This is a genomic window from Hymenobacter sp. FMD4, from assembly GCF_058932745.1.
On record NZ_JBZYWH010000003.1, the window covers coordinates 264,126 to 286,088 of the forward strand.

Annotated in this window: 25 protein-coding genes; 15 read left to right on the forward strand and 10 right to left on the reverse strand. The window is 60.0% G+C overall.

All coding sequences use genetic code 11. The features are described 5' to 3' along the window. Nucleotides 1-163 precede the first annotated feature (163 nt). The 8 genes from AC5FXY_RS04965 (at nt 164) to AC5FXY_RS05000 (ending at nt 5,893) form a co-directional block, all read left to right on the forward strand. Entirely contained in the window at nt 164-718 is a 555-nt protein-coding gene (locus tag AC5FXY_RS04965) for an RNA polymerase sigma factor (protein WP_493555531.1), read from the forward strand. A 7-nt stretch (nt 719-725) separates the two neighbouring features. Further along, a complete protein-coding gene (locus AC5FXY_RS04970) occupies nt 726-1,643 on the forward strand; it encodes an anti-sigma factor (RefSeq protein WP_493555532.1) in 918 nt (305 codons plus the stop codon). Between the two features lie 75 nt (nt 1,644-1,718). Next, on the forward strand, nt 1,719-2,261 hold the full coding sequence (locus AC5FXY_RS04975; protein WP_493555533.1) for a heme NO-binding domain-containing protein: 543 nt from the start codon (nt 1,719-1,721) through the stop codon (nt 2,259-2,261). Nucleotides 2,262-2,336: 75 nt separating this feature from the next. Then, nucleotides 2,337-2,672, forward strand: a complete 336-nt coding sequence (locus AC5FXY_RS04980) for an arsenosugar biosynthesis-associated peroxidase-like protein (RefSeq protein ID WP_493555534.1) — start codon at nt 2,337-2,339, stop codon at nt 2,670-2,672. Nucleotides 2,673-2,755: 83 nt separating this feature from the next. Continuing rightward, entirely contained in the window at nt 2,756-3,808 is a 1,053-nt protein-coding gene (gene arsS, locus AC5FXY_RS04985; protein WP_493555535.1) for an arsenosugar biosynthesis radical SAM (seleno)protein ArsS, read from the forward strand. A gap of 8 nt (nt 3,809-3,816) precedes the next feature. Then, complete coding sequence (locus tag AC5FXY_RS04990; protein WP_493555536.1) at nt 3,817-4,338, forward strand: rhodanese-like domain-containing protein; 522 nt, start codon at nt 3,817-3,819, stop codon at nt 4,336-4,338. Then, on the forward strand, nt 4,335-4,979 hold the full coding sequence (locus AC5FXY_RS04995) for a TIGR04282 family arsenosugar biosynthesis glycosyltransferase (RefSeq protein ID WP_493555537.1): 645 nt from the start codon (nt 4,335-4,337) through the stop codon (nt 4,977-4,979). The genes AC5FXY_RS04990 and AC5FXY_RS04995 overlap by 4 nt, the downstream gene beginning before the upstream one ends. A 71-nt stretch (nt 4,980-5,050) precedes the next feature. Beyond that, nucleotides 5,051-5,893 carry a hypothetical protein gene (locus AC5FXY_RS05000; RefSeq protein WP_493555538.1) on the forward strand — a complete coding sequence of 281 codons (843 nt, stop codon included), beginning with the start codon at nt 5,051-5,053 and terminating at the stop codon, nt 5,891-5,893. Nucleotides 5,894-5,898: 5 nt separating this feature from the next. Here the strand turns inward: AC5FXY_RS05000 and AC5FXY_RS05005 are convergent, their stop codons facing one another. From AC5FXY_RS05005 to AC5FXY_RS05020, 4 genes are read right to left on the reverse strand one after another with little or no spacing between them, the layout of a single operon-like run. Next, nucleotides 5,899-7,239 carry an MptA/MptB family glycosyltransferase gene (locus AC5FXY_RS05005; protein ID WP_493555611.1) on the reverse strand — a complete coding sequence of 447 codons (1,341 nt, stop codon included), beginning with the start codon at nt 7,237-7,239 and terminating at the stop codon, nt 5,899-5,901. After that, on the reverse strand, nt 7,239-8,708 hold the full coding sequence (locus AC5FXY_RS05010) for a cellulose synthase family protein (protein ID WP_493555539.1): 1,470 nt from the start codon (nt 8,706-8,708) through the stop codon (nt 7,239-7,241). Before AC5FXY_RS05010 ends, AC5FXY_RS05005 begins: the two co-directional genes overlap by 1 nt. An 18-nt stretch (nt 8,709-8,726) precedes the next feature. After that, nucleotides 8,727-9,449, reverse strand: a complete 723-nt coding sequence (locus AC5FXY_RS05015) for a glycosyltransferase family 2 protein (protein ID WP_493555540.1) — start codon at nt 9,447-9,449, stop codon at nt 8,727-8,729. A 57-nt stretch (nt 9,450-9,506) separates the two neighbouring features. Then, on the reverse strand, nt 9,507-9,938 hold the full coding sequence (locus tag AC5FXY_RS05020) for a hypothetical protein (protein WP_493555541.1): 432 nt from the start codon (nt 9,936-9,938) through the stop codon (nt 9,507-9,509). 170 nt (nt 9,939-10,108) lie between these two features. On the opposite strand from AC5FXY_RS05020, the gene AC5FXY_RS05025 reads away from it, so the two are divergent. The 5 genes from AC5FXY_RS05025 to AC5FXY_RS05045 all read left to right on the forward strand — a co-directional run bounded on the left by AC5FXY_RS05025 (nt 10,109) and on the right by AC5FXY_RS05045 (nt 14,119). Then, the gene (locus AC5FXY_RS05025; protein WP_493555542.1) at nt 10,109-10,567 is read left to right on the forward strand and encodes a peroxiredoxin; all 459 of its coding nucleotides are present in this window, start codon (nt 10,109-10,111) and stop codon (nt 10,565-10,567) included. A gap of 45 nt (nt 10,568-10,612) precedes the next feature. Then, a complete protein-coding gene (locus AC5FXY_RS05030) occupies nt 10,613-11,323 on the forward strand; it encodes a GAF domain-containing protein (RefSeq protein ID WP_493555543.1) in 711 nt (236 codons plus the stop codon). Between the two features lie 82 nt (nt 11,324-11,405). Further along, nucleotides 11,406-11,960, forward strand: coding sequence for a hypothetical protein (locus AC5FXY_RS05035; RefSeq protein WP_493555544.1), 555 nt, complete (start codon nt 11,406-11,408; stop codon nt 11,958-11,960). Between the two features lie 95 nt (nt 11,961-12,055). Beyond that, complete coding sequence (locus AC5FXY_RS05040) at nt 12,056-13,027, forward strand: class I SAM-dependent methyltransferase (RefSeq protein ID WP_493555545.1); 972 nt, start codon at nt 12,056-12,058, stop codon at nt 13,025-13,027. A gap of 87 nt (nt 13,028-13,114) precedes the next feature. Then, nucleotides 13,115-14,119 carry an alpha/beta fold hydrolase gene (locus AC5FXY_RS05045; protein WP_493555546.1) on the forward strand — a complete coding sequence of 335 codons (1,005 nt, stop codon included), beginning with the start codon at nt 13,115-13,117 and terminating at the stop codon, nt 14,117-14,119. A gap of 87 nt (nt 14,120-14,206) precedes the next feature. Here the strand turns inward: AC5FXY_RS05045 and AC5FXY_RS05050 are convergent, their stop codons facing one another. The 4 genes from AC5FXY_RS05050 to AC5FXY_RS05065 all read right to left on the reverse strand — a co-directional run bounded on the left by AC5FXY_RS05050 (nt 14,207) and on the right by AC5FXY_RS05065 (nt 17,889). After that, the gene (locus AC5FXY_RS05050) at nt 14,207-14,743 is read right to left on the reverse strand and encodes a hypothetical protein (RefSeq protein ID WP_493555547.1); all 537 of its coding nucleotides are present in this window, start codon (nt 14,741-14,743) and stop codon (nt 14,207-14,209) included. Between the two features lie 4 nt (nt 14,744-14,747). Continuing rightward, on the reverse strand, nt 14,748-16,103 hold the full coding sequence (locus tag AC5FXY_RS05055) for a 4Fe-4S binding protein (protein ID WP_493555548.1): 1,356 nt from the start codon (nt 16,101-16,103) through the stop codon (nt 14,748-14,750). 199 nt (nt 16,104-16,302) lie between these two features. Further along, entirely contained in the window at nt 16,303-16,539 is a 237-nt protein-coding gene (locus AC5FXY_RS05060; protein WP_493555549.1) for a hypothetical protein, read from the reverse strand. A gap of 6 nt (nt 16,540-16,545) precedes the next feature. Next, complete coding sequence (locus AC5FXY_RS05065) at nt 16,546-17,889, reverse strand: NAD(P)/FAD-dependent oxidoreductase (RefSeq protein ID WP_493555550.1); 1,344 nt, start codon at nt 17,887-17,889, stop codon at nt 16,546-16,548. Between the two features lie 271 nt (nt 17,890-18,160). Here AC5FXY_RS05065 and AC5FXY_RS05070 point away from each other — a divergent pair, with 271 nt between their 5' ends. Next, nucleotides 18,161-18,580: a hypothetical protein gene (locus tag AC5FXY_RS05070; RefSeq protein ID WP_493555551.1), complete on the forward strand. Its 420-nt coding sequence runs from the start codon at nt 18,161-18,163 to the stop codon at nt 18,578-18,580. Between the two features lie 218 nt (nt 18,581-18,798). Next, nucleotides 18,799-19,512: a carboxypeptidase-like regulatory domain-containing protein gene (locus tag AC5FXY_RS05075; RefSeq protein ID WP_493555552.1), complete on the forward strand. Its 714-nt coding sequence runs from the start codon at nt 18,799-18,801 to the stop codon at nt 19,510-19,512. 115 nt (nt 19,513-19,627) lie between these two features. On the opposite strand, the gene AC5FXY_RS05080 is transcribed toward AC5FXY_RS05075, so the two are convergent. Then, entirely contained in the window at nt 19,628-21,136 is a 1,509-nt protein-coding gene (locus AC5FXY_RS05080) for an APC family permease (RefSeq protein WP_493555553.1), read from the reverse strand. 176 nt (nt 21,137-21,312) lie between these two features. After that, the gene (locus AC5FXY_RS05085; RefSeq protein WP_493555554.1) at nt 21,313-21,870 is read right to left on the reverse strand and encodes a hypothetical protein; all 558 of its coding nucleotides are present in this window, start codon (nt 21,868-21,870) and stop codon (nt 21,313-21,315) included. Nucleotides 21,871-21,963: the final 93 nt, after the last annotated feature.

Genomic DNA, 21,963 nt, shown 5'->3' on the forward strand with positions numbered 1-21,963 from the left:
GGGAGCTGGCTTTGCAGGCAGCTTCGGCAGCGATGTTACGTATAACTACTGCCTACCGCCAGAGGTTGGCAGCGGAAATGTCGCAATGTCCGTTTTGTCCCTATTTTTGACCACTTCTGCTGCGCTTCGCTAACCAGCGCCGGGAAGCATTCCACACCACACCGTGACCCAATTGATACCCGAGTCGCCGCCTATTGCCGAGGAGCAGCTAGTAGCCCGGCTTAAGGCACAGGACGAATCTGCCATGGCGGAGTTCTACGACAAATACTCGGCGGCACTGTACGGCGTCATCCTGCGCATCGTGCGCAAGGAGGAAGAAGCCGAAGACGTGCTGCAGGAAAGCATGGTTAAGATCTGGCACTCCTTCCAGAGTTACGACGCCACGAAAGGGCGCCTGTTTACCTGGGTGCTGAATGTTTGCAGAAATTTAGCCATCGACAAAATCCGCTCGCGCCAGTACCGCGTAGGTTCTCGCACACAGTCGCTGGATGACAGTCCGGCCGAGCATCAGCCCGCAATAGCTACTTTCCGTCCCGAGCACATTGGGATTCAGGAGCTGACGCGGCAGCTAACGCCCGACCAGCGCCAGATCGTCGACATGCTGTATTTCGAAGGCTATACCCAAAGCGAGGTAGCTGACGAATTGCAGCTGCCGTTAGGAACCGTGAAAACCCGCGCCCGCGCCGCCATAAAAGTCCTTTCCAAACTGATTCGATAAAAGAACAGTGAATATTGAAGAGTATATCGAATCAGGACAGCTAGAGCTGTATGCCCTGCAACAACTCAGTCCGGCCGAGGCCACTGAGGTGGAGCAACTGGCCATGCAGTACCCGGCCATCCGGGCCGAGCTGATCCGCGTGCAGCAGGCGCTTGGCCTCTACGCTGAGGCCCATGCCGTGACGCCCCCCGCAGCCATGCGGGAGCGGGTGCTCAGCGGCTGGCAGCAGGCCATCCGCCAAGCCCCCGCGCCGAACCAAGTGGCCCAGCCCGCTACGCCCGTAATGCCTACCCCCATGGTGGCTGAGCATACCCGCACCGCGCCCGAAACCACAACCTCGGCGCCTGCCGAGGCCGTAGTGCGCAGCCTGCCTGCCGCCGAGACGTCTTCGGGTGGTGGCTACCGCTGGATGGCGGCTGCCGCAGCCGTACTGCTGTTGCTGAGCATCGGGGCCAACTGGCTGTTCTACAGCCGCTGGCAGCAGGCCGAGTCGCAGCTTTCCGTTGCGCAGGCCGAGCAGGCCCGCTACGCCGCAGCCACGCAGGCCGTGGAGAAGCGCCTCGCGGCTCGCACCGGTGAGCTGGGAATTCTGCGCAACGAGCAGTTCCGCACCGTGGTCATGACCGGTACGCCCACCGCGCCCGGTGCCCGCGCCCGGGTACTTTATAATCCGGCTACCCGCGCCGTGTACGTGGATGTCAACAACCTGCCGCCGGCGCCCAGCGGCAAGCAGTATCAGCTCTGGGCCCTGGACAAAGGCAAGCCGGTGGATGCCGGCATGTTGGCCCAAAACACCGCCGCCGGCGACAGCCTGCAGCGCATGAAAGACGTCATCAATGCGCAGGCCTTTGCCGTGACGCTGGAGCCCGCTGGCGGCCGCCCCGAGCCGACGCTGGCTGCCCTTACAGTGATGGGCCAGATGTAGACGCGCAACCCAAGCACGTTATTCGCAGTACCTTTAAGGCCCTTGGCAACGTGTTTGCCGGGGCCTTTTTGCTACATGCACGGTTCGATTTTTCTCCTGCTCAAGCGGTACGTTCAGACACAATACGACCACAGCACTTGGGTACATTTACTGGAAGCTTCCGGCCTGTCGGCCACTGATTTTGACCATAAAAGTGTATACCCCGATCAGCATATGTACGCCCTGGTGGGCACTGCCGCCAGCATGACGGGCATTCCGGCGGAGGAGCTGCAGGAAAAGTTTGGCGAGTACTTGGTGCCCGACCTGATGTACATGTACAGCAAGCTGTTGCAGCCCGAATGGCGGACGCTGGAAATGCTGCTCCACACCGAAGGGGTTATGCACAAGCGGGTGCGGGAAGAGCACCAGGAAAACGCTCCGCCCGTGCTGCACGTGCGCCGCGTGGACGACAATGAGGTGGTAGTAGAGTATGTGTCGGCGCGGCGTATGGGCGCTTTGGCGGTAGGCATCGTGCGTGGGTTGGCCGCCTATTTTGATGAGGTCGATAAAATTGAAATCGAGCCCAGCTACTTCGACAACGGCCAGCATGTGCGCATTGTGGTGCGCCGCTTGGAATAAGTTATTCGCTTTTATTTGTCGGATAATGCCGCGTCCAATCCAAACCAACCGCGGATTCGTTTGTTGCCTCTGACCATGGAAAAGACCTATTACAACCCCGCGGACCTTGCCAAATTTGGCAATATCACTGAGTGGCAATCCGAGATGGGCCGCAAGTTCTTCGACTACTACGGCGAAGTATTTAAGGATGGTGCCCTTTCCGAACGCGAAAAATCCCTCATTGCCTTGGCCGTTGCCCACGCCGTGCAGTGCCCGTACTGCATTGATGCTTACACCACCGACTCCTTGCAGAAAGGTGCTGATGAGGCCCAGATGATGGAGGCCGTGCACGTGGCCGCCGCCATCAAAGGCGGTGCCGCGCTGGTGCACGGCGTACAAATGATGAACAAGGCCAAAGAACTCAGTATGTAGGTGCTATGGTTACAGGTTCAGTAGTTGCCCATTCTGACACTGCCTGACAACAAGCGACTAATCAGCTCTGTAACCAGCGGCTTATGAAAAGTTTACACGCCCAGCATCACCCGCTGGCCGATACCAGCTACCAGCTTACCGTACTGAATGCTGCCCAGACTACAGGGCAAGCCTGGCCGGCGTTTGCCAGCAAGCTGCGCGAAACGGGCCTGCTGCCGTTGCGGCCTACCAGCATCAGCACCCTGCAACTGAACGTCGGCAAGATGTGCAACCAGACCTGCAAGCACTGCCACGTAGATGCGGGCCCTGACCGCACCGAAATCATGACTCGGGAAACCATGGAGCAGTGCCTGGAGGCGCTGCGCCAAGCCCCCGACATGCAGGTAGTGGACCTAACCGGCGGCGCGCCCGAGATGAACCCGCATTTCCGCTGGTTGGTGGAGCAGGTATCGGCTTTGGGCCGACAGCTGATTGTGCGCTGCAATCTTACCATCATCGTGGCCAACAAGAAGTACCACGACCTGCCCGAATTTTTCCGGCAGCACGGCGTGCGCGTGGTATCGTCGCTGCCGCACTTTTCGGCCGTCCGTACCGATGCGCAGCGGGGCGAAGGGGTGTTTGAGCGCAGCGTGCGGGCACTCAAGATGCTCAATGCCGTGGGCTATGGGCAGGAGGGTAGTGGGCTGATTCTGGACTTGGTGTATAACCCATCCGGCGCGTTTCTGCCCGGTTCGCAGACGGGCCTGGAGCGCGACTTCAAGCAGCGCCTGCGGCGGGAGCACGGCATCGAGTTCAACAACCTGCTCACCATCACCAATCTGCCCGTTAGCCGGTTCCTTGATTACTTGGTGGAAAGCGGCAACTATGCCGCCTACATGGACAAGCTGGTGCAAGGCTACAACCCCGTAGCCGCCGCCAACGTGATGTGCCGCAGCACGCTATCCGTAAGCTGGGACGGCGGCCTCTACGATTGTGACTTCAACCAGATGCTGGAGCTGCCCGTAGACGCCCGCGCTCCGCAGCACATTCGGGATTTTAACCTCGCGCTGCTCAACGGCCGCAGCATTGTCTTGAATCAGCACTGCTACGGCTGCACGGCCGGCGCTGGTTCCAGCTGCGGCGGCGCCACTGCCTGATATCACGCATGAAACACCTTTTGCTGATGTGGTCGGGCATGCTGACGCTGCTGGGCTGCGGCAATGCCCAGAGCGTGCCCCCGCAGGTAGAGCCTGCCTACGGGCGCCTGCTCCATACGCTCTATCGCGGCACTGTGCCCACGGTTCAACCTGCTGAGCTAGCCGAGTTGCGCAAAAAGCAGCCGGGCCTCATCGTGCTCGATACCCGCGCGGCGGCCGAATACCGCGTGAGTCACTTGGAAGGTGCCCGCTTCGTGGATTATGATGCCTTCAGCGCGGCCACTGTGCGGGACCTACCCCGCAATCAACCAGTGGTGGTGTACTGCTCGGTAGGTTACCGCAGTGAGCGAATCGGGGAGAAGCTGAAAGAGCTGGGCTTTAAGGACGTGCGCAACCTCTACGGTGGCATATTTCAGTGGGTCAACGAGGCGTACCCCGTTTACAACGAACACGGCCCGACTGCCCAGGTGCATCCTTATTCGGCACTGTGGGCTCCGTGGGTGCGTCGCGGCGAAAAAGTATATCAGTGAAGCCAACCGAAGGGGCTGCAGCCGAACACCTGCTCATTTTTGCCCGCTACCCCGAGTTGGGTAAAGTGAAAACCCGCCTCGCGGCCGAACTAGGCGATGCTGCTGCCCTTGGTGCCTACAAGCAACTGCTGGCCCTTACTCAAGCTGCGGTGCAGCCGCTCGCCTGCCTCCGCATGCTGTGGCTGGCTGCCGCGCCTCCAGCCGGTGCCCTGCCGCTGTGGCCCGGTACGCAGCAGCAGGTACAACCCACTATTCCCGATCTGGGCCAGCGCATGGCGCACGCCTTCACCGCGGCGTTTGCCACTGGCGCCCGGCGCGTAGTTATTATCGGTACCGACTGCCCGGGGCTGAACGCCGATTTGCTGACGGCGGCCTTTGAAAAGCTACATACGCACGAAGTAGTACTGGGCCCTGCACACGACGGCGGCTATTACCTGCTCGGACTCACTCGGCCCCAACCAGCCCTGTTCGAAGGCATTACTTGGAGTACTGCTGACGTGCTCCGCGACACGCTTCAAACAGCGGAGCGGGAAAGCCTGTCGGTAGCGCTGCTGCCCATGCTACGCGACGTGGATACCGCCGAAGACTGGCAGGCCTGGCAACAAGCCCAGACACCAGGTGCTACCAGCCCTTACCTTTGAGCCGAACCGTTCTTCGCGCCTGCTCCCTTATGCTGCGTCCTGCTGCTTTACGCCCCTTGTTTTTGTTGGTCATGCCTTTCTGGCTTGCTAACTGCTCCAATGCTCAACCCGAAAGCAAGCAGGCGGCGCCAAAAACGGCCTTGGGCAATATTCAGAAGCACTTTGACCCCAACTGGGCGCAGGCGAAGCTTTGGGAGGATGGCTTGGCGGAAGTAGCCACTTATGCCGCCGAGCGCGTGGTGTACAACAAGCCCCGGCAGTTCGATTTGACGCTTATCACGGTGAAAGAAGACTTCAACCAAGCCTTCAATGTGAAGACCGACGATTACCAGCGCGACGACCTTTTTCCGGTTATGAAGGTCAACGTGTTTGGCCGAATTCCCACCGATAACTACCCGTATCATTACCTCACCTCGCTTTTCTTCCGGCGTGAGCAGCCCTTGCAGCTGCATAAACTCACGTCGTCTTCGCAGGAGTGGTGCGGCAATACCTTCAAGGCCCTGACGGATCAGGGTACCTCATACCAACTGACGTACAATTCTTACTGGGATGGACAAGGCGCCGGCCAGCGGGAAGTGCAGCGCGACATTCTGCTCGAAGATGCCTTGCCGTACACCTTGCGCAGTCTTCGCTTCAATGATGAGCCGCTATTTGAAGCCAACGTGCTAGAAACCCAGCAGACCAGCAAAGCCGCCGAACCAGTATTGTACCGCGCCGATTTCCGGGTGGCCCGCGCTACCCTTAGCGAAGCCTCACGCCCGACCTGGCGCGTGACTGTTCGGCTAGAGCGGGGCAAGGAAAACGTGTATTGGTTTGACCAGCAATATCCGCACGTGCTGGTGCAACAGCAAACCTGGGACGGCCGCAAACTGCAGCTGCGGGAAGTGCGCCGCTACGCCTATTGGCAGCATTAATCATGCTATGCCACCTGGGCACTTACCTCGGCCTTTTTTCGCTGCTGGTGCCAGTCCCACAACCCAGCTAGTAATACCACGAAGTACTCCAGCATCACTAGTCGTAGGTCTTCGCAGTAGGCAGTGGTGCGGTAGGCGGCGTACGACAGTGTAGCCATGGCCGCCCAGGTGGCGGGGTAGCGCCAACCGGTAAAGCAACTCAGTGCTACCAAAGTGGTGAGATACCACGGATGCACCGTGGTGGCTAGCGCATAATAGAGCGTCAGACTAAGCAGCAGGGCCCGCGGTACGGTAGCCAAGGTAGCGCGGCGGTCCAGGGCCGCAATCGTTAGAATGCCAACCGCGGAAGTAGCGGCTAGGGCGGTGCCCAAACGGGCAATTTCGTTGTACCCCGTCAGCCAAAAGCCCACCGTGCGCAAGAGGTAGTACACGCTGGCATTAAACTCGAATGCGTGAAAGTACAGATCCAGACTGCGGCCGATGTTGTGCAGCAGCTCTGCGGAGGCAAACGGGGCAAACAGCACCAGCAAGGCCACTAACACCACGGTACCGAAAAGCGCAGTAGGCCACCAGCCCAGCCGCCGTACCAACAGAGGCAAGACCAGCACGGGAGTAAGCTTAGTAGCAACGGCTGTTGCCAGCGCCAGGCTTGCAAGCACAAGGCGCTTCTGCGTGAGAAGCCACAGTGCCAGCAGCACACCGGTAATCACCAAGGCCTCGAAGTGCAGATTACCGACCAGTTCGGCTACTACCAGCGGGTGTAGCAGGTACCACAGCGCCCGCTCGGCCGGCAATTGCCAGCGACGCAGGAGCATTACCAGCAATACGGCACTAGCGACTTCGGCCAATAACAGCACGAGGCGCATGACCATAACCTGGCCCAGTTCCGAATTAGGAATTAGCCGAACGGCTGCCCCGAAAACCGCTTGGCAGACCGGCGGATAGACCGAGTAGTAATGAGGGGAATTAAGCCGCGCGTAGAGGGCAGGAGTGAGGACCGAAGGGCCAGCTATGGCACCGCCAGCCACTGTGTATTCGTCGGGAAGGTGCAGGTAAGGACTTTCACCCGCCGCTACCAGCATGCCGTCCCAGCGGAAGCGGTGGAAGTCATCGGAAAAAGGCGGGCTGATGGGCAGCCAGAGTAGCCGCAGCACCAGCGCCAGCAACAGCCCGGAGCGTAGCGGTAGCTGCCAGCGCAGCAAGCTTACATAGGCTACGGTGGCTAATGCAAACAAAACCAGCAGCTGCGCGGTATGATTGCGCGGCGTGGCATAGGCCAGACCGAGGTGGGCGGCCGTGAGCAGCACCGCCGCCAGCGCAAGCAGAAGCGTCCGTCGCGGCAGCATCAAGCGTTGCGGGCGTGCTGCACGCTGTAATATACAATGGCAGCGTAGCCTAGCGTCAGCAGCAAGTGAAAGGGTAGCAGGCCGTAGTTATCGTAGTGAAAAGCCAAGCCAATACCAGTGGCGAAATACCCAGCCAGCAGGGCCTCCAGCACTGTTTGCCCGTTGATGGAGCCTGTGCGGTAGCGCCGGCGTGCCGTGCTGCTGCGCTTGATGAGCCCGGCCTTGGGCGTGCGCACAAACGGGGTTAACTGGCCAGCTAGCCCTGTAAGCACTGCCCAGGCATTGTGCAGCGACAAGCCCATCGACATCGATAAAAAGAGCAGGAATTTCGGGGCAAAGCGCAGACCGGTGCCTCGGCCTCCGTTCCAGCGCCAAGCCGTGTGGTAGTACGTTACCAACGGCAGCAAGCTCAGCAGCGACACGCCTGCCAGGCGGAAAATCCAGTTGAACTCCGGCCGGTGCGCCCGCACCACCAGCAGCGGCACACTGAGCAGGCCCATCAGCAGCACAGCCACAAACACGCTGCTATTGAGCAAGTGAAAAGTGGCATGCAGCTTGGTGCCAAGGCTTAGCCGGGCATCCTGCCACACGCGGCCGAGGTGCTTTCGGGCCGTTTCAGCCGCGCCTTTGTTCCAGCGGTATTGCTGGGAGCGAAGCGCATCCATGGCGGCGGGCAACTCGGCCGGGGCTACCACCAGCGGCAGGTAGCGGAAACGCCAGCCGCCGAGTTGGGCGCGGTAGCTTAGGTCTAGGTCCTCGGTAAGGGTATCGGACTGCCAGCCGCCGGCCTGCTCAATGCAGCTGCGCCGCCACACGCCGCCCGTGCCGTTGAAGTTGATGAAATGGTGCCCAGCGTTGCGGCCCACTTGCTCGATCAAAAAATGAGCGTTTAGCCCGAAAGCCTGCAGCTCAGTCAGCAGGGAGTATTCTTCGTTTAAGTGGCCCCAACGCGTCTGGACTACGCCCAGCTGCGCTTCCTGGAAGTAGGGGACCGTGCGGCGCAGAAAGTCCGGCTCGGGCACGAAATCCGAATCAAAAATGGCCACCAACTCACCGGTTGCCGACTCCAGCCCGTAAGCCAGTGCCCCCGCCTTGAAGCCTTGGCGGTCGGGGCGGCGTACGTGTTCGATGCACAGGCCGCGGGCCCGGTGGTAGGCCACCCGCGCAGCAGCCAGCGCCACGCTTTCGTCGGTGGAGTCGTCGAGCAGCTGAATCTGCAGGCGGTCGGTGGGGTAGTCGAGCGCGGCGGCGGCGTCGATGATGCGCTCCACCACGTTGTATTCGTTGTACACGGGCAGCTGCACCGTCACGCGCGGCCACTCCGCAGGCAACGGTGGCACTGGTTCAGGCCTGGTGCGGCGGCTGCGGTGCGCCAGGCGCGTAAGTTGCCACTGCGTGATGCTGAAGCACAAAATGAACAGCAGGCACAGCCCGTAAAAAGTCAGCAAGACGATTTCCAGCCCTTTCATGTGGTGCGTGCGGTGGCCTTAGCGGCGGGCATACCGGAAAATAGTCCAAAGAATCTTATACCCGGCGCCCAGCGTCCCCTTCACGGTGCCCGATACCTTCGAAACGCCAATGCGGCGGCGGTAGCGCACGGGCACTTCCGTGCTGCGCAGGCCCTGCCGGGCGGCTTTGAGCTGCATCTCCACCGTCCAGCCATAGGTCTTGTCTTGCATCTGCAAGCGTTGCAGGGCGTCGGCCCGGATGGCGCGAAACGGGCCTAGGTCGGTGAATCGGGCGCCGTAAAGGCGGTGGAGTAGGGTAGTAGCCAGCCAGTTGCCGAAGATCTGCTGGGGCAGCATGGAGCCCGGCTCGCGTTGGCCCAGGGCCCGGGAGCCGATGACCATATCCACGCCATCGGTCAGGATGGGTTGCACCAGCTCAGGCAATTGCTCAGGATAATCGGAGTAGTCGCCATCCACAAACACGATGATGGCTGGCTGCTCGGCCGCGGGGCGGGCGTAGCAGTGGGCCATGCCGCGCAAGCAGGCGTAGCCGTAGCCCGGTCGGTCTTCGCGCAGCACAGTGGCCCCGCCGGCACGGGCGGCAGCTGCTGTGTCGTCAGTAGAAGCGTTATCAACCACAATGATTTCGCGCACCCATTCCCGCGGAATTTCGGCCAGCACCCGCCCGATGCTGCGGACTTCGTTGTGAGCCGGTATGATGACGTCGATGAAAGGAAGCGAAGCGGGAGGGGCAGAAGACATGTAGGCGCGTAACAGAGCGCAAAAGTGCTGATTTGTAAGCGAAGCTAGCAGCTTGGGCTATAAGCTGCGCGTGCTGCGGCGTTGCACAACGCGGCGGTGCCAGCGGCCGGAGCGGTTGCTGGCGTGAATTTCAGCCTCTTCATCCATCACCAAATACAGGCAGTAGCCAAATATGGCGGCCGTGGCAGCGCTCAGCAGCCAACCCCACCCGTGGGTAAGGGCCATGTAGATATCGTAGCCCGTTACCAGGGCTGGTACGCCTGCGGCAAGCAGGGCCATGCGGCGCGAGGGGCGGGGCTGCTCAAACAGCAGGGCCGCCAAGAAGGCGGTCAACAGTACGGTTTGGTGAATGGCTTCGCCCATCCAGGGCGGTAGCAGCATGTTCAGGCCCACAAAGCGCGACAACGCCCGTAGCACGTAACCCACGGCGGCAGCTTCCAGCACTGCCAGCAAAAGCGGAAAGTAAGGGCGGAGTACGAGTCGGGCCATAGGCACTAGCCGGAAAAGGGGACCATAAAGTAGGCTTAGCAGCAAACTGACGCGGGTCTAAGTTTGTACCGTGGTGAACATACGCGTCAACTACTCCCCATGGTTTTACCCGCGGAAGCCAGGTTTGCGTACGTATACCTTCTACCCATTTCAATTTACCCTTTTTCTCCATGCTGCAGGTTGGCGACGTAGCTCCCGATTTTAACCTTACCACCACTTCCGGCGAAACCTTTCGGCTGAGTGAGCAACGCGGAAAGGCCGTAGTGCTGTACTTCTACCCGAAAGACGACACGCCCGGCTGCACCGCACAAGCCTGCTCTTTCCGGGACCAGTACGAGGACTTTCAGGAGCTTGGAGCCGAGGTAGTGGGTATCAGTTCGGACTCCGAGTCGTCGCACCAGAAATTCACCCAGAAGCACCGCCTGCCGTTTCCGCTCTTGGCTGACGAAGGGGGCAAGGTGCGCAAGCTCTACGAAGTGCCCCGGGGCTTTCTCGGCTTGCTGCCCGGCCGGGTTACATACGTAATCGATGCGCAGGGCAAAATTCAGTACATCTTCAATTCCATGAGCCGCGCCACCGACCACGTAGCCGAGGCCAAGCGCGTACTGCAGGAACTGCAGGTAGGGTAGAATGGCCAGTAAGGCCACCGTGGAGTTGAATTCTTTCTAAGTAGCATGGCTTACAAGCAACCGCATTCACTGATTCCGGATAACGAGCTGGCGCGTTTGCGCACCCTTTACCAGTATCAGATTCTGAACACCACCCCAGAAAAAATATTTGATGACTTTGTAGCCCTCACGGCCCAGCTGTTCAACCTGCCAGTCTCGCTGATTTCGTTGGTAGACGAGGAGCAGGTGTTTTTTAAAGCCAACAGCGGAATGGAAGGGTTGCCAGAGCGCGTGTTGCGGACGGATAGCCTATGCTCGGCGGCTGTGCTAGAGGAAGCCACCATTACCTTTCCCGACCTGCAAAAGGAGCGGTGCAACCTGGTAAATCCAGCCGTGGCCGAGTCGGCTGGGCTGCGCTGCTACGCCGGCTCTGCGCTGCGTATGCCTGATGGTCATCCTATTGGCACCTTGTGCGTGATTGGGTTCGAGGCCCGCGAGTTTACGCCCGCCGAGGGCGAACTGCTCATGCGGCTGGCCCAACTGGTGAGCCTGACCATCGAGCTGCGGGGCCGGCTGCTAGAGGCCGGCAAGCCCGAACGGTGGGCCGATGCGCAGCACAGCTTGCAAACCGCCCTACTCGAAAGCTCTACGCTGGCGCGCTACCTCACCGCCCGCACCAGCGGAGCCGCTTTTTTCAATGAAGAATTGATGCAGACCGTCGACCGCCGACTCGATGAAATCGAGCGTACGCTGCAGCGACATCTGGAAATCGATTAATACTGTCCGGTTGCTGCCGGTTCAGCTTTTCGGCTTATTATAGCCGTCCGATCAGCTGGCCGATTGCCGCTGCGGAGCATTTATGGGAGCTTTACTGATTGACATGCTGCAACGCGCCCAGCGTACCCGGCGCGTAGTATCCCTCCAAACTGCCGGTGGGACTTTCCTGGGCTACGTGCTCAGTTTCAACCCGGAGCTGTTGATGCTGCGCAGCATCACGCGCCAAGGCATGCTCAGCAGCGTGCGGAGCATCAGCATGGGCGAGGTGTCGCAGGTGCATTTTGACGACCGGTACGTGCGCCTGATTGAGTTCAAGGAGCACAACCCCGAAGCCATTTTCGGATTGGCCGCTGCTCCCGATGGCGTGGAGCAGCAGTACCTCACGGTGCCCGCCTTGCTGCAGCGCGCCATGGAGGTGCGCCAGCTGGTGCAGCTGCTCACGACTTCCGAAAATGACCCTTACGGCTACATTACCCGCATGACCGAAGACGAGCTGCTGCTAGAAGCTTACACAGCCTTCGGCGAGCCAGACGGCCACTCGGTTCTGCAGATCGATGACGTGCGCAGTGTGGTGTGGAGCGACGAGGAGACGCGCACTATTGAACTGCTGCTTAAACAGCAAACGCGGCCTAGCTAGGGCTATTGGCTTCCATGCGTCGGGTGTGGTCAGCTTAGTGGCAGCACCCGGCGCGTTGTCGGGTCGCGTATCTTTGCCTGCCAAGCTCCCGCCCCATGCGCCTGATTACCCGCGACGACCTCAGCGAAACCCTCGCCAAAATCAACCAACGGGGCAGCGCCTACATTCTGTCGAAGTTTACGACCAATGCCCTGGCGCGCACCCAGAGTACTTTCGATGATGTGCATCTGCAGGCGGCCAACTGGTGGATTATACCGGCCGTGCGGGCCCGCTGGAACGAAAAGATTACCGGGCAGGCTACGCTGGCTTATGAGCCGTACGTGGTCGAAAAGTACCTGAAGGAGCGGAGCGGGCTACACTTGTTGTCGCTCGGCAGCGGCATTTGCAGCCACGAAATGGCCTTTGCCCGGCACCCCCAATTTGGGCTGGTAGAATGCGTTGATATCACCCCGGGGCTGCTGCGCCAGGCCGAAGCCAATGCCCGGCAGGAAGGCTTGCACAATATGCGCTTCGAGGTGCGCGACGTCAACGCCATGCCCTGGCCTGAGGCCGCTTACGACATCGTGTTTTTTCACGCTGCCCTGCACCACTTCCGCAACGTACCCGAAGTGGTAGCCCGCGTGCACCGGGCCCTGCGCCCCGGCGGCCTGCTGATTTTGAATGATTACGTGGGGCCCAACCGCCTGCAGTGGACGGCCGCTCAGCTGCGCGAGGCCAATGCTTTGCTTCGGACCGTGGTGCCCGTGCGCTACCGGCAGCGGTTCCTTTCCAAGCGCATCAAAACCCAGGTAAGCGGCCCTGGCTGGCTGCGCATGGTCATCACCGATCCATCGGAGGCCGTGGAAAGCGAGCAGATTCTGCCCGCCGTGCGCCGGCACTTTCGGGTGCTGGAGGAAAAAGCCATCGGCGGCAACCTGCTCACGCTGGTGCTCAAGGACATCGCCCATCACTTTCTCGCCGAAGATGCCGTCACCCAAAGCCTGCTCCGGGAGCTGTTTGCGGCTGAGGACCAATTTTTGGAACGCGAGCCAAGCGACCTGCTCTTCGGCGTGTATCAGAAGGATTAAGAGACGGGGAGTAGCTGCGCCAAGGGGCACAAGGTTCGACTTTTCCCGAGCCAGTGCGTAATGCAGGCCACACCCAGCCTGTTAACTATGCTTCGTTCGTGCTTGTTGATTTGGTGGTTGTGCTGCGTTGCCTGCATTGCATCGGCGCAAACCACGCCTTCCGTACCTACTACGCTCAATGCCACACTCGATGGCTACGAGTACCCGTTTCCGGTAAAGTACCTGCCGCTGCGCCTCGAAGGCCAGGCCGTACGCATGGCCTACATGGACGTGCCCGCGGCCGCAGCGCCCAACGGCCGTACGGCGGTGCTGATGCACGGCAAGAATTTCTTCGGGGCCTATTGGCGGGGCACGGTGGAGGCCCTCTCGAAAGCCGGGTTTCGGGTGCTCGTCCCGGACCAGGTTGGTTTTGGTAAGTCGGATAAGCCCAACATTCATTACTCATTTCATCAGCTGGCGCGCAACACCAAGCGCCTGCTCGATACGCTGGGTGTGCAGCGGGCCGTAGTCATAGGCCATAGCATGGGCGGCATGCTGGCTACCCGCTTCGCCATCGATTTTCCCGACGCCACCGAGCGGCTGGTGCTCGAAAACCCCATCGGCCTCGAAGACTACCGCCGCGGTGTGCCCTTTCAGAGTGTGGACCAAGCCACTGCCACTGAGCTAAAGGCCACGGAAGAAAGCATCCGCAAATACCACGCGACCTATTACCCCAACGGCTACCCCAAAGCCCACGACCAGTGGCTGCTGCCGCTGGCGGCCCAGACGCGCCACCCCGATTTTCCTAAAGTAGCCCTGGCCAGCGCCCTCACCTACGACATGATCTATCAGCAGCCAGTGGTGTATGAACTAGACCGCGTGCGGGCGCCCACGCTCATCGTAATCGGTCAGCAGGACCGTACCGTGGTGGGCAAAGGCTTGGTGAAAGACCCGAAAGTGTTAGCCACGATGGGGCAGTACCCGGCGCTCGGTAAGCGCACCGCCGCTGCTATCAAGGGCAGCAAGTTGGTGCCACTGGAAAAGGTGGGGCACATCCCGCACCTTGAGGCGCCAGAGCAGTTTCACACGGCGCTGCTGGCGTTTTTAAGGTAGAAACGGCCAGCGCCGTTAAGGTTGTGGCAACTGATTCCAGTCGCGCAGCTAGTGGTGCTTAGTGATGGCAGACACAGGTTTGAAAACTCATTTTGCAAGCAGTTCGCCGCCACCCCAACTTAGCCAGTAAGTGCCCATTTGTCCGCGTGTGGGCATATCATTGATGCGTATGGGTGGAACACTCGGGCTGACATTAGCGGCAGCATGATGTTGAACGAACGCCTGTAAAGCTACCAGGTGTTGAAATGCAGGTCGGTTAAAAGTATAGTCCCAATATGCGTAATAGTGTAGCATGTTAATCAATTCTGCATCGGCTGCTTCAGTTAGCAACAACTCATCAAGAAGGGTAAGCACGAGTAATTCTGCTTCGGAATCGAGCAGGCCTATGCCGCTAAAGCAAGAAGGCTCTGCCATATAATACCATTGAATAAATAAGGCTCGCTTAAGCGCTTCCTGATTTGATTGGTTAGCTGCCAGTGCAGTGTAAGCACGATGAACAGCTTGATATTGATCAAATACTCCTCGACGCTCTAATTCCTCACTCATCCATCCCATTTCACCTCTCACACAAGTAGTCAAGGTTTGTAAGTGCCTTTCGAGCAGGCACAATTCATCTAAAGTCATCGTATCAGCTTAAAATCCGCAGGCTCTCCGCCCTGATCAGCTGACTACCCTGATACCGCCCTTCGCGCGGGCCATTTTCCAGGTTCAGCACGCCGCGGGGGCAGGCAGTGGCGCACATGCCGCAGCCCACGCAGGCCGCCCGAATGATGGGCTCACCGCGCAGGGCGTACTGCTTCACGTCGATGCCCATTTCGCATACGTTGGAGCAGTTGCCGCACGAGATGCACTGCCCGCCGTTGGTGGTGATGCGGAAACGGGAAAAGTGCTTTTGCAGCAGGCCCAGGTAGGCGGCCATGGGACAGCCGTAGCGGCACCACACGCGGTTGCCGAGGATGGGGTAGAAGCCTACGCCCACCACGCCGGAAAAAATAGCCCCGATGACAAAGCCGTAGGTGCGCGAAAACTCATCGGACAGGCGCCCCAGCAGCGCGCCGCCCAGGTAAGTATTCAGCCATAGCAGCGCCGTTACCACTATCACGAAGCCCAGAACGGTGTACACGATGCTAACCTCGTAGCGCCAGGCTTCGCGGCGCTTGTCGGCGAGGTGGCGGTACGGGTCGCCGGCGGTTTCGGCGAGGCCGCCGCAGCCGCACACCCACGAGCAGTACCAGCGTTTGCCGAAGAAGTACGTGAGCACCGGCGTGGCTACAAACGACATGACCACGCTCCAGAATACGAGAAAGGTGCCCAGGGCCTGACCGTCGTTTTTTAGGTAGCTGATGGTGCCCGGAAAAAGGTAATCGTACTTCAGCGGCCAGAAGTAGCTGAAGTAGAACTCCGGCTTTTGCAGGGCCAGCAGCAGGCCCGGAATCAGCCAGGCCAGCACGAGTTGAAAGAACATTACCGACAGCGTGCGAATGCGCTGGTAGCCGGAATGCCGGTACTTGAGCAGCGCCCGAAAGCCCATCAGCAGTACCGCCAGCGTGTAGAAAGTACCGTAGAGAAACCATTGATCAGCCGGCCTTTGGCGTAGGGCCTGGCTTAGGCTGTCAAGCGGCCGGATGAGGTTTTCAAGAAATTCGGGCCACCAGTACAGCACCACGTAAAAGCCCGTCAGCACAATGCCGGCTATCCACGCCACCATGCCCCGGGACGTGCTGTCGCGCTTCCAGAGGTAGTTGTGCCGCACGCCGGCCGGGCCTTGGCCAAACTTATACCAGCTCCAGCCCACGGTGCCCGTGCTCAGCAGCGCAACGCCCAGCCAGAAAGCCTGTGCCTGCAGCGAGGTCGGCGCTACCAGCGTGACAGCCAGCGCCAGCAGGCCCAAGGACACGGGCAGCAGCCACAGCCGCTCGGCGGCGGAGGGCTCAGGTACCGGCTCGGCCAGCGGTTGATCAGAGTAAGCAGTGAAAAAACTCATATTGACGAAAGGCTAAAAGCCTGCTTCTGGATGCTGAAGCGTAAAAGGCTCAACCGTCGTGCTGCCAGCTAGCCAGCACAACGGCGAAAAGAACTAGCAGATTCTTAACCAAGAAATTCAGTAATCGGTCCGGTGCCGCTCAATGTTTTTGACCTGCCGGCTCCGAGTGTGCTTGGGTTGTCAAGACAGTGGCGCGCCCTTAGTGGTGGTGATGATGGTCGTCGGGCTTACCGTACAGGTTGCTCAGCGTACCCAGCACAAAAAGCACCACCCACGAAACGTACAGCCAGTGGAAGCCCTCGGGACGCGGCTGATCAAGCAGAATGAGCACGAGGTGAGCCGCCACGCTCATAATCACGCCCGTGAAGGCGATGTACTGCCAAGCGTTGAAGGTGCCGGGGTGGTAGAGCTTGCGGTAGTCGGGTTTATCGGCCATGAATGATTATACGGAAAGCAGGCGGGCGAGCAGGCCTTTGCGGCGGCGCAGCGTAAGCGGCGGCCGCTCCGGGTGCTGCTCATTGAAAGCCGCCACGATGGCGGGCTCATGCTCGGTGAAAAATTCCGGGTCGAAGTTAGCTTCCCCCAGGTGTTGGAGCACGTGCTCAATGGAAGCGCCCGTGCGCAGCCACCGGTCGCATACGTCGTGGCGCAGGCGCAGGCCCATGGCGTTGATGCCGAGCAGGGCTGCGCCGGCATCGGCGCGGTAGTGCAGGCGCAGGCCGCAGCCGCCTTTGGGGTGGGCCCACCAGAAGCTGGTTTCGCCTGCCACGGGCCGGGCCGGTACCTGGCCGTAGGTCTGGTATTCGAGGTCAAAGAATTTGGCTGAGTTAAACCACGGCCCGCGGCGGTAGGGCGTAGGTTGGCCGCAAATAGTGTGGGCTACCGTTTCGCCTTGCATGCGCCCGGTATACCACAGCGGCTCGATGGCCGCTTCGCCAGGCAGTGGCTGGCGGCGTTGGGCACAGTCGCCGGCGGCATACACACCCGGCACCGAGGTCTGCAGGTAATCATCGACGAGAATGCCGCGGTCGGTTTCGACGGCGGTTCCACTCACCAAGTCAATGTTAGGCGTGACGCCCGTTGCAATGCCCAGCCACTGGCAGGGAATTTCCTGCTGATCCGAGGTAATGACCGAATCCACGCGGCCGCTGCTGTCACTCACTACCTGGGCTAGCTCGGTGCCGTAGCGCACCTGCACGCCGTGCTGCCGCAACTGAGCGTCCACCATGGCGGCCTCTTCCGCTGGCAGCACCGAACCCCAGTAGTGGCTGTCGCGCACCAGCAGGGTCACCTCGATGTTGCGCGTGAGTAGCATCTCGGCCATTTCCACCCCAATAAGCCCACCGCCTACCACCACGGCCTGCCGGGCATCCTGCGTTACTTCCGTCATGCGCTCCAGGTCGGTCATCGTGACGAGGCCTTGTACCCCCACCAAGTCCTGGCCGGGCCAGTCGAAATACTTGGTGCTGGAGCCAGTTGCCAGGAGCAGCGCGTCGTAGGAGAGGGGGGCTTGGCGTGCGAGGTGCACTCGCTTCCCCTCGTAGTCAATGACCACAGCGCGGTCGTGTACCAACTCGATGCGGTTTTCGCGCCAGTACCAGTCCTCGTAGGGCTTTACATCGGGCAGGCGCAAATGGCCCATGTACAAGTACATCAGCGCCGGGCGGGAGAAGTGAAACTCCGTTTCCTTGGATACGATGGTGATGCGGGCATCCGGCCGCAGGCGGCGCACCGTCTGGGCGCAGGTTACGCCTGCTATGCCGTTGCCGATAATGACCAGGTGCATGGAATGAGAATCAGCAGACAATGAACCTGTGAGCATCTGGCCGCTCTGTAACGGCCGGATCGGGAATGTGAATCTGAGAGAGTAAGGAGGCGGTTGGGTGTCGGGCACGGCCGCTTCGGTCACAAACCTACTGGATACAACTATAGTTTGGATTGCCTGCCCGTGCTTTTGCCCAGCGGCAGGTCACCCGGAGAGGCAGTTTTAGCGAGCTGGGCCGAACGCTAGCGGTACTGGGTGCGTAGGAGAAAATGCAAATAAACACCCGAACATCATGGCTAATCCATTTAATCTCAATGTAGAAGGTACTGAAGGCGACGAAAACGAACGCATCAAGCGGCAGAAAACCGGCCCCAAGCGCGATGAGCAACAGGAGCAGGAGCGCGACTTTGAGCAAATCGTCAACAACAATACCGACGTCGACAAAGACCCCACGGCTTATCGCAGCGCCGGTGCGCATGGCTACAGCCAGCGCACCGGTCAGAAAGATCAGCTCGAAAATCTGCGTATTACCGGCAACGACATCACCCCCCAAGGTGGCAACGACCACGAATCGGACCCCGGCAAACAGCAGGGCCCCGGCCACGAGGTGGAAGGCACTTACGAACTCGACCACGAAGCCAACCTGCGCACCCGGGAGCAGCAGTTTGGCGACAAGGCGCCGAGCGGCCCCAGCAACCCCGCTCAGGATTAAGCAAGCACCAGTGCTTGGCCAAACCGCCCCGCTGCCGCCTTGGTAGCGGGGCTTCTTTTATTATTAGGAAATTATTATGGACTGTTGCAATACGATAAGATTCCTCAATAATTTTAGGGACGAACCGAAGACTAAGCTGGTCCGAAAGCGAAAATTACACGTCGGTCAGCTGCTCTTCATTCCTCTCCTCCCGATTTCCCACTGTCAAAAGCACGCCTATGAAAGTTGATTACGAACCTACTCACACCGACGAGCAACTAAACACCGATGAGGCTTCCCTAGAGTCAGGCAACCGCAAGCTTGGCTTAATTGCCGGGGCTGTGGTGCTGCTGATCGGGGCGGCTGTTGCGTTTGTGCCAGCCGAAAACCGTGAGCGAATTGCCAATGGTCAGATGCCAACCTTTGAGCTGGCGGGGGCCAGCGTAGTGGGCACCCGCGAAGTGACCGAAGCCCCCGCTGAAGCAGAGCAAACCGCTGAGCCGGAAAAGGAAGCCAAAGCCAGCGCTGAGTCCAAAACTGCTACAAAAACCACTGCGACTACTAAGTCTGTAGCCGCAACGGACGCGGCCCAGAGCAGCAGTAATAGCGGCAACAGCGAAACCCAGTCGCCTGAGCCCGAGGTGCAGACCGCCGCGGCTCCCGAGCCGGTAGCAGCAGTAGAGGAAGCACCGCGCAGCATAAACATCAGCGGCCGTGTGCTCGATGAAAACGGCCGCCCCCTGGCCGGTGCCACCGTGTTTGTGAAAGGCACTCGCAAGTTTGCCAGCACCGATCAGAACGGTCATTACACCGTAGAAGCGCCCACCGGCGACAACACTTTGGTGTATGGCTACGGCGGCTACGAAGACCAGGAAATGCGCAGCCGTTCGGGCCAATCCCTAAATGTAACCCTCATCCCGAGCGAAAACGGCCGTAACCGCCGCCGCCGGTAACGGAGCCATTAAGAACCTGGGGTGCAGCTCGAAGTGCTTTTCGCCTTCATCCCAAAGCAACAAGGCCGCTTCCTCACTGGAAGCGGCCTTGTTGCTTTGGGATGAAGGCGCTGACCTAGGCTTTTGGTGCGTTGTCGGAAGAAGAGAAGCGGTTGCCGAAGAAAAAGTACACTGGCAAGCCCAAGGCTACCAGTACTAGCCCACGCCAAGAAAACTCACGAGTATCGGGGGCTACCAGCAGGATAAGGCAGAACATGGAGGCCAGCAGGATGTAGATGGCCGGCAACACCGGGTAACCCCAGGCGCGGTAAGGGCGCGGGGCATTGGGCCGGGTGCGGCGCAGCACGAAAATGCCGATGATGGTGATGACGTAGAATAGAATTACCGAGAACATCACGTAGTTGAGCAACTGGCCGTAAGAGCCACTCAGGCACAGCAGAGAGGCCCACAAGCACTGCGCCCATAGTGCCCGGCTAGGTACGCCAGCGGCATTGAGCCGGGCGAGGCCGGGGAAGAACAGGCCGTCCTTGGCCATGGCATAGTAAGCACGGGCACCGGAAAGGATGATGCCGTTGTTGGCTCCGAAGGTGCTGAGCATAATGAGCACTGCCAGCACAATGGCACCAGCTGGCCCAAGCACGTGCTCGGCCACGGCGGTGGCCACACGGTCGTCAGTGGCGTACATGATGCCGCGGCCGGCAATTGTGGTGGCATCGGGAGAGCCTTGGAGCGGTAGCACCAGCAGGTACACCACGTTGGAGAGAATATAGAGGGCCGTGACAATGGCCGTGCCGATGGCCATGCTGCGCACCAGTGTCCGCTCCGGATTCACGATTTCCTCGCCCGCAAAGCCGATGTTGTTCCACGAGTCCGAGGAGAACAAGGAGCCCGTCATGGCCATGCCCACGCCCAGCAGCAAACCCACGGCGCTCAAAGGCAGCGGCGAGCCAGTAGCCCCCGGGGCCGGGTAGCGCACGGTGCTCCACATGTCCTGGAAATTGGCCTGAATAGCTTCAGCATTCAGCCCAAGAGTAAGTCCGCCAATGATCAGCAGGGCCAAGGCCACCAGTTTGGTGCTACCGAGCACGTTCTGAATCAGCTTACCGGCCCGCACCCCGCGGGCGTTGATGGCCGTGATGGCCACGATGAGGATAATGGCCAGCAACTGCACGCTGCTGAACTCAAAAGTGTACTCGCCAACCAGTGGCAAAGTCATCGGGCCGGCGCTGAACAGCACATTCTTGACGCTGAACCACGGCAGCAGCACGCCGGTAAACTTGGCGAAGGCTACCGCCACGGCCGCGATTACCCCGGTCTGAATGACCAGAAACAGCGACCAGCCGTACAGAAATGCCACCAGCTTGCTGTATGCCTCGCGCAGGTAGACGTACTGCCCGCCCACCTTGGGAAACATGGAGGCCAGTTCCCCATAGCTCACGGCCCCGGCCAATGTAATTACGCCCGTCAGCAGCCACACCACCAGCAGCCAGCCGCTGGAGCCTACCTGCCGGGCAATGTCGGCAGAGACAATAAAAATACCGGAGCCAATCATGCTGCCGGTCACAATCATAATGGCATCAAACAGCCCGATGGCCCGTTGAAAATGGCCTTGTTTTTCGCTCATGCGGGAAGAAAAAGAGATATGGCGGCCGGAAGATAGACGATTGGGCAGGATTTGACACCACTATGAAAAAGCCCGCTGCAGGGGCGGGCCTTTGCAAAATCGGTTGTAAGTGGCAGTTGGTAGAGCGACGATTCGCCTAATGCAAGGCTTAAGTCAGCGAGGTTGGCAATTCGTGCTCAGAACTCGCTGCGGTCGTTCCAGCTGCGCATGCGCCAGGGCTCCGAGCGGTTTTTGCGCACCAGCACGATGCGGGCGGTGCCGGTGCCGTCGTAGCGCGTGTTGTCGCGCTGCTCGATGGTGAGCGAGAAGGCGCGCTCCACGTAAGCCAGCGTATCGGAGTAAGCCGTGTCGGTGGTGGGCAGGTACTGCGTCCACTGCAAGTTGGCGGCCCGGGCGGCCCGGAATAGCTTGTAGGTAGCCGTCACGTCCACGTCGCGGTTCCAGGAGCGGTCGGCGTTGGCCGCGAAGTCGCGGTAAGTGAAGGTGAAGCGGCGGTTGAGCAGTTGCCCGTAGAGCGTGGAGTCGCGCAGCTGATACGAGGCCCGGAACCGGTCGAAGAAGCCGCGCACCGTTACAGGGTTGCCCAGCAGCTGATCGGGGCTAGCCATTTCATCGTCGAGGCCCGGGGCAAATGGATTGCAAGCCGAAACCATGAGCACGGCGCCAAGGGCCCAATAACGGCGGCTGCGGGCAAGTGCGGCTTGGGCGAGCGGCGAAGTAACCAAACGGCTCATGATGAAGCGGATATCAACCGGGGCAAGCTAAGAAGTAGCCCGGTGCAGTGCAAATGCTCCGAACTGATGAGCTGAACAACGGGAGAGAATCGA

Excerpts from the sequence above, each read along its gene's own strand:
- AC5FXY_RS04975 (WP_493555533.1), top strand. The coding sequence starts at position 1,719 with ATGCACGGTTCGATTTTTCTCCTGCTCAAGCGGTACGTTCAGACACAA.
- AC5FXY_RS04980 (WP_493555534.1), top strand. The coding sequence starts at position 2,337 with ATGGAAAAGACCTATTACAACCCCGCGGACCTTGCCAAATTTGGCAAT.
- arsS (WP_493555535.1), top strand. The coding sequence starts at position 2,756 with ATGAAAAGTTTACACGCCCAGCATCACCCGCTGGCCGATACCAGCTAC.
- AC5FXY_RS04990 (WP_493555536.1), top strand. The coding sequence starts at position 3,817 with ATGAAACACCTTTTGCTGATGTGGTCGGGCATGCTGACGCTGCTGGGC.
- AC5FXY_RS05000 (WP_493555538.1), top strand. The coding sequence starts at position 5,051 with ATGCCTTTCTGGCTTGCTAACTGCTCCAATGCTCAACCCGAAAGCAAG.
- AC5FXY_RS05005 (WP_493555611.1), bottom strand. The coding sequence starts at position 7,239 with ATGCTGCCGCGACGGACGCTTCTGCTTGCGCTGGCGGCGGTGCTGCTC.
- AC5FXY_RS05010 (WP_493555539.1), bottom strand. The coding sequence starts at position 8,708 with ATGAAAGGGCTGGAAATCGTCTTGCTGACTTTTTACGGGCTGTGCCTG.
- AC5FXY_RS05015 (WP_493555540.1), bottom strand. The coding sequence starts at position 9,449 with ATGTCTTCTGCCCCTCCCGCTTCGCTTCCTTTCATCGACGTCATCATA.
- AC5FXY_RS05020 (WP_493555541.1), bottom strand. The coding sequence starts at position 9,938 with ATGGCCCGACTCGTACTCCGCCCTTACTTTCCGCTTTTGCTGGCAGTG.
- AC5FXY_RS05025 (WP_493555542.1), top strand. The coding sequence starts at position 10,109 with ATGCTGCAGGTTGGCGACGTAGCTCCCGATTTTAACCTTACCACCACT.
- AC5FXY_RS05030 (WP_493555543.1), top strand. The coding sequence starts at position 10,613 with ATGGCTTACAAGCAACCGCATTCACTGATTCCGGATAACGAGCTGGCG.
- AC5FXY_RS05035 (WP_493555544.1), top strand. The coding sequence starts at position 11,406 with ATGGGAGCTTTACTGATTGACATGCTGCAACGCGCCCAGCGTACCCGG.
- AC5FXY_RS05040 (WP_493555545.1), top strand. The coding sequence starts at position 12,056 with ATGCGCCTGATTACCCGCGACGACCTCAGCGAAACCCTCGCCAAAATC.
- AC5FXY_RS05045 (WP_493555546.1), top strand. The coding sequence starts at position 13,115 with ATGCTTCGTTCGTGCTTGTTGATTTGGTGGTTGTGCTGCGTTGCCTGC.
- AC5FXY_RS05050 (WP_493555547.1), bottom strand. The coding sequence starts at position 14,743 with ATGACTTTAGATGAATTGTGCCTGCTCGAAAGGCACTTACAAACCTTG.
- AC5FXY_RS05055 (WP_493555548.1), bottom strand. The coding sequence starts at position 16,103 with ATGAGTTTTTTCACTGCTTACTCTGATCAACCGCTGGCCGAGCCGGTA.
- AC5FXY_RS05060 (WP_493555549.1), bottom strand. The coding sequence starts at position 16,539 with ATGGCCGATAAACCCGACTACCGCAAGCTCTACCACCCCGGCACCTTC.
- AC5FXY_RS05065 (WP_493555550.1), bottom strand. The coding sequence starts at position 17,889 with ATGCACCTGGTCATTATCGGCAACGGCATAGCAGGCGTAACCTGCGCC.
- AC5FXY_RS05070 (WP_493555551.1), top strand. The coding sequence starts at position 18,161 with ATGGCTAATCCATTTAATCTCAATGTAGAAGGTACTGAAGGCGACGAA.
- AC5FXY_RS05075 (WP_493555552.1), top strand. The coding sequence starts at position 18,799 with ATGAAAGTTGATTACGAACCTACTCACACCGACGAGCAACTAAACACC.
- AC5FXY_RS05080 (WP_493555553.1), bottom strand. The coding sequence starts at position 21,136 with ATGAGCGAAAAACAAGGCCATTTTCAACGGGCCATCGGGCTGTTTGAT.
- AC5FXY_RS05085 (WP_493555554.1), bottom strand. The coding sequence starts at position 21,870 with ATGAGCCGTTTGGTTACTTCGCCGCTCGCCCAAGCCGCACTTGCCCGC.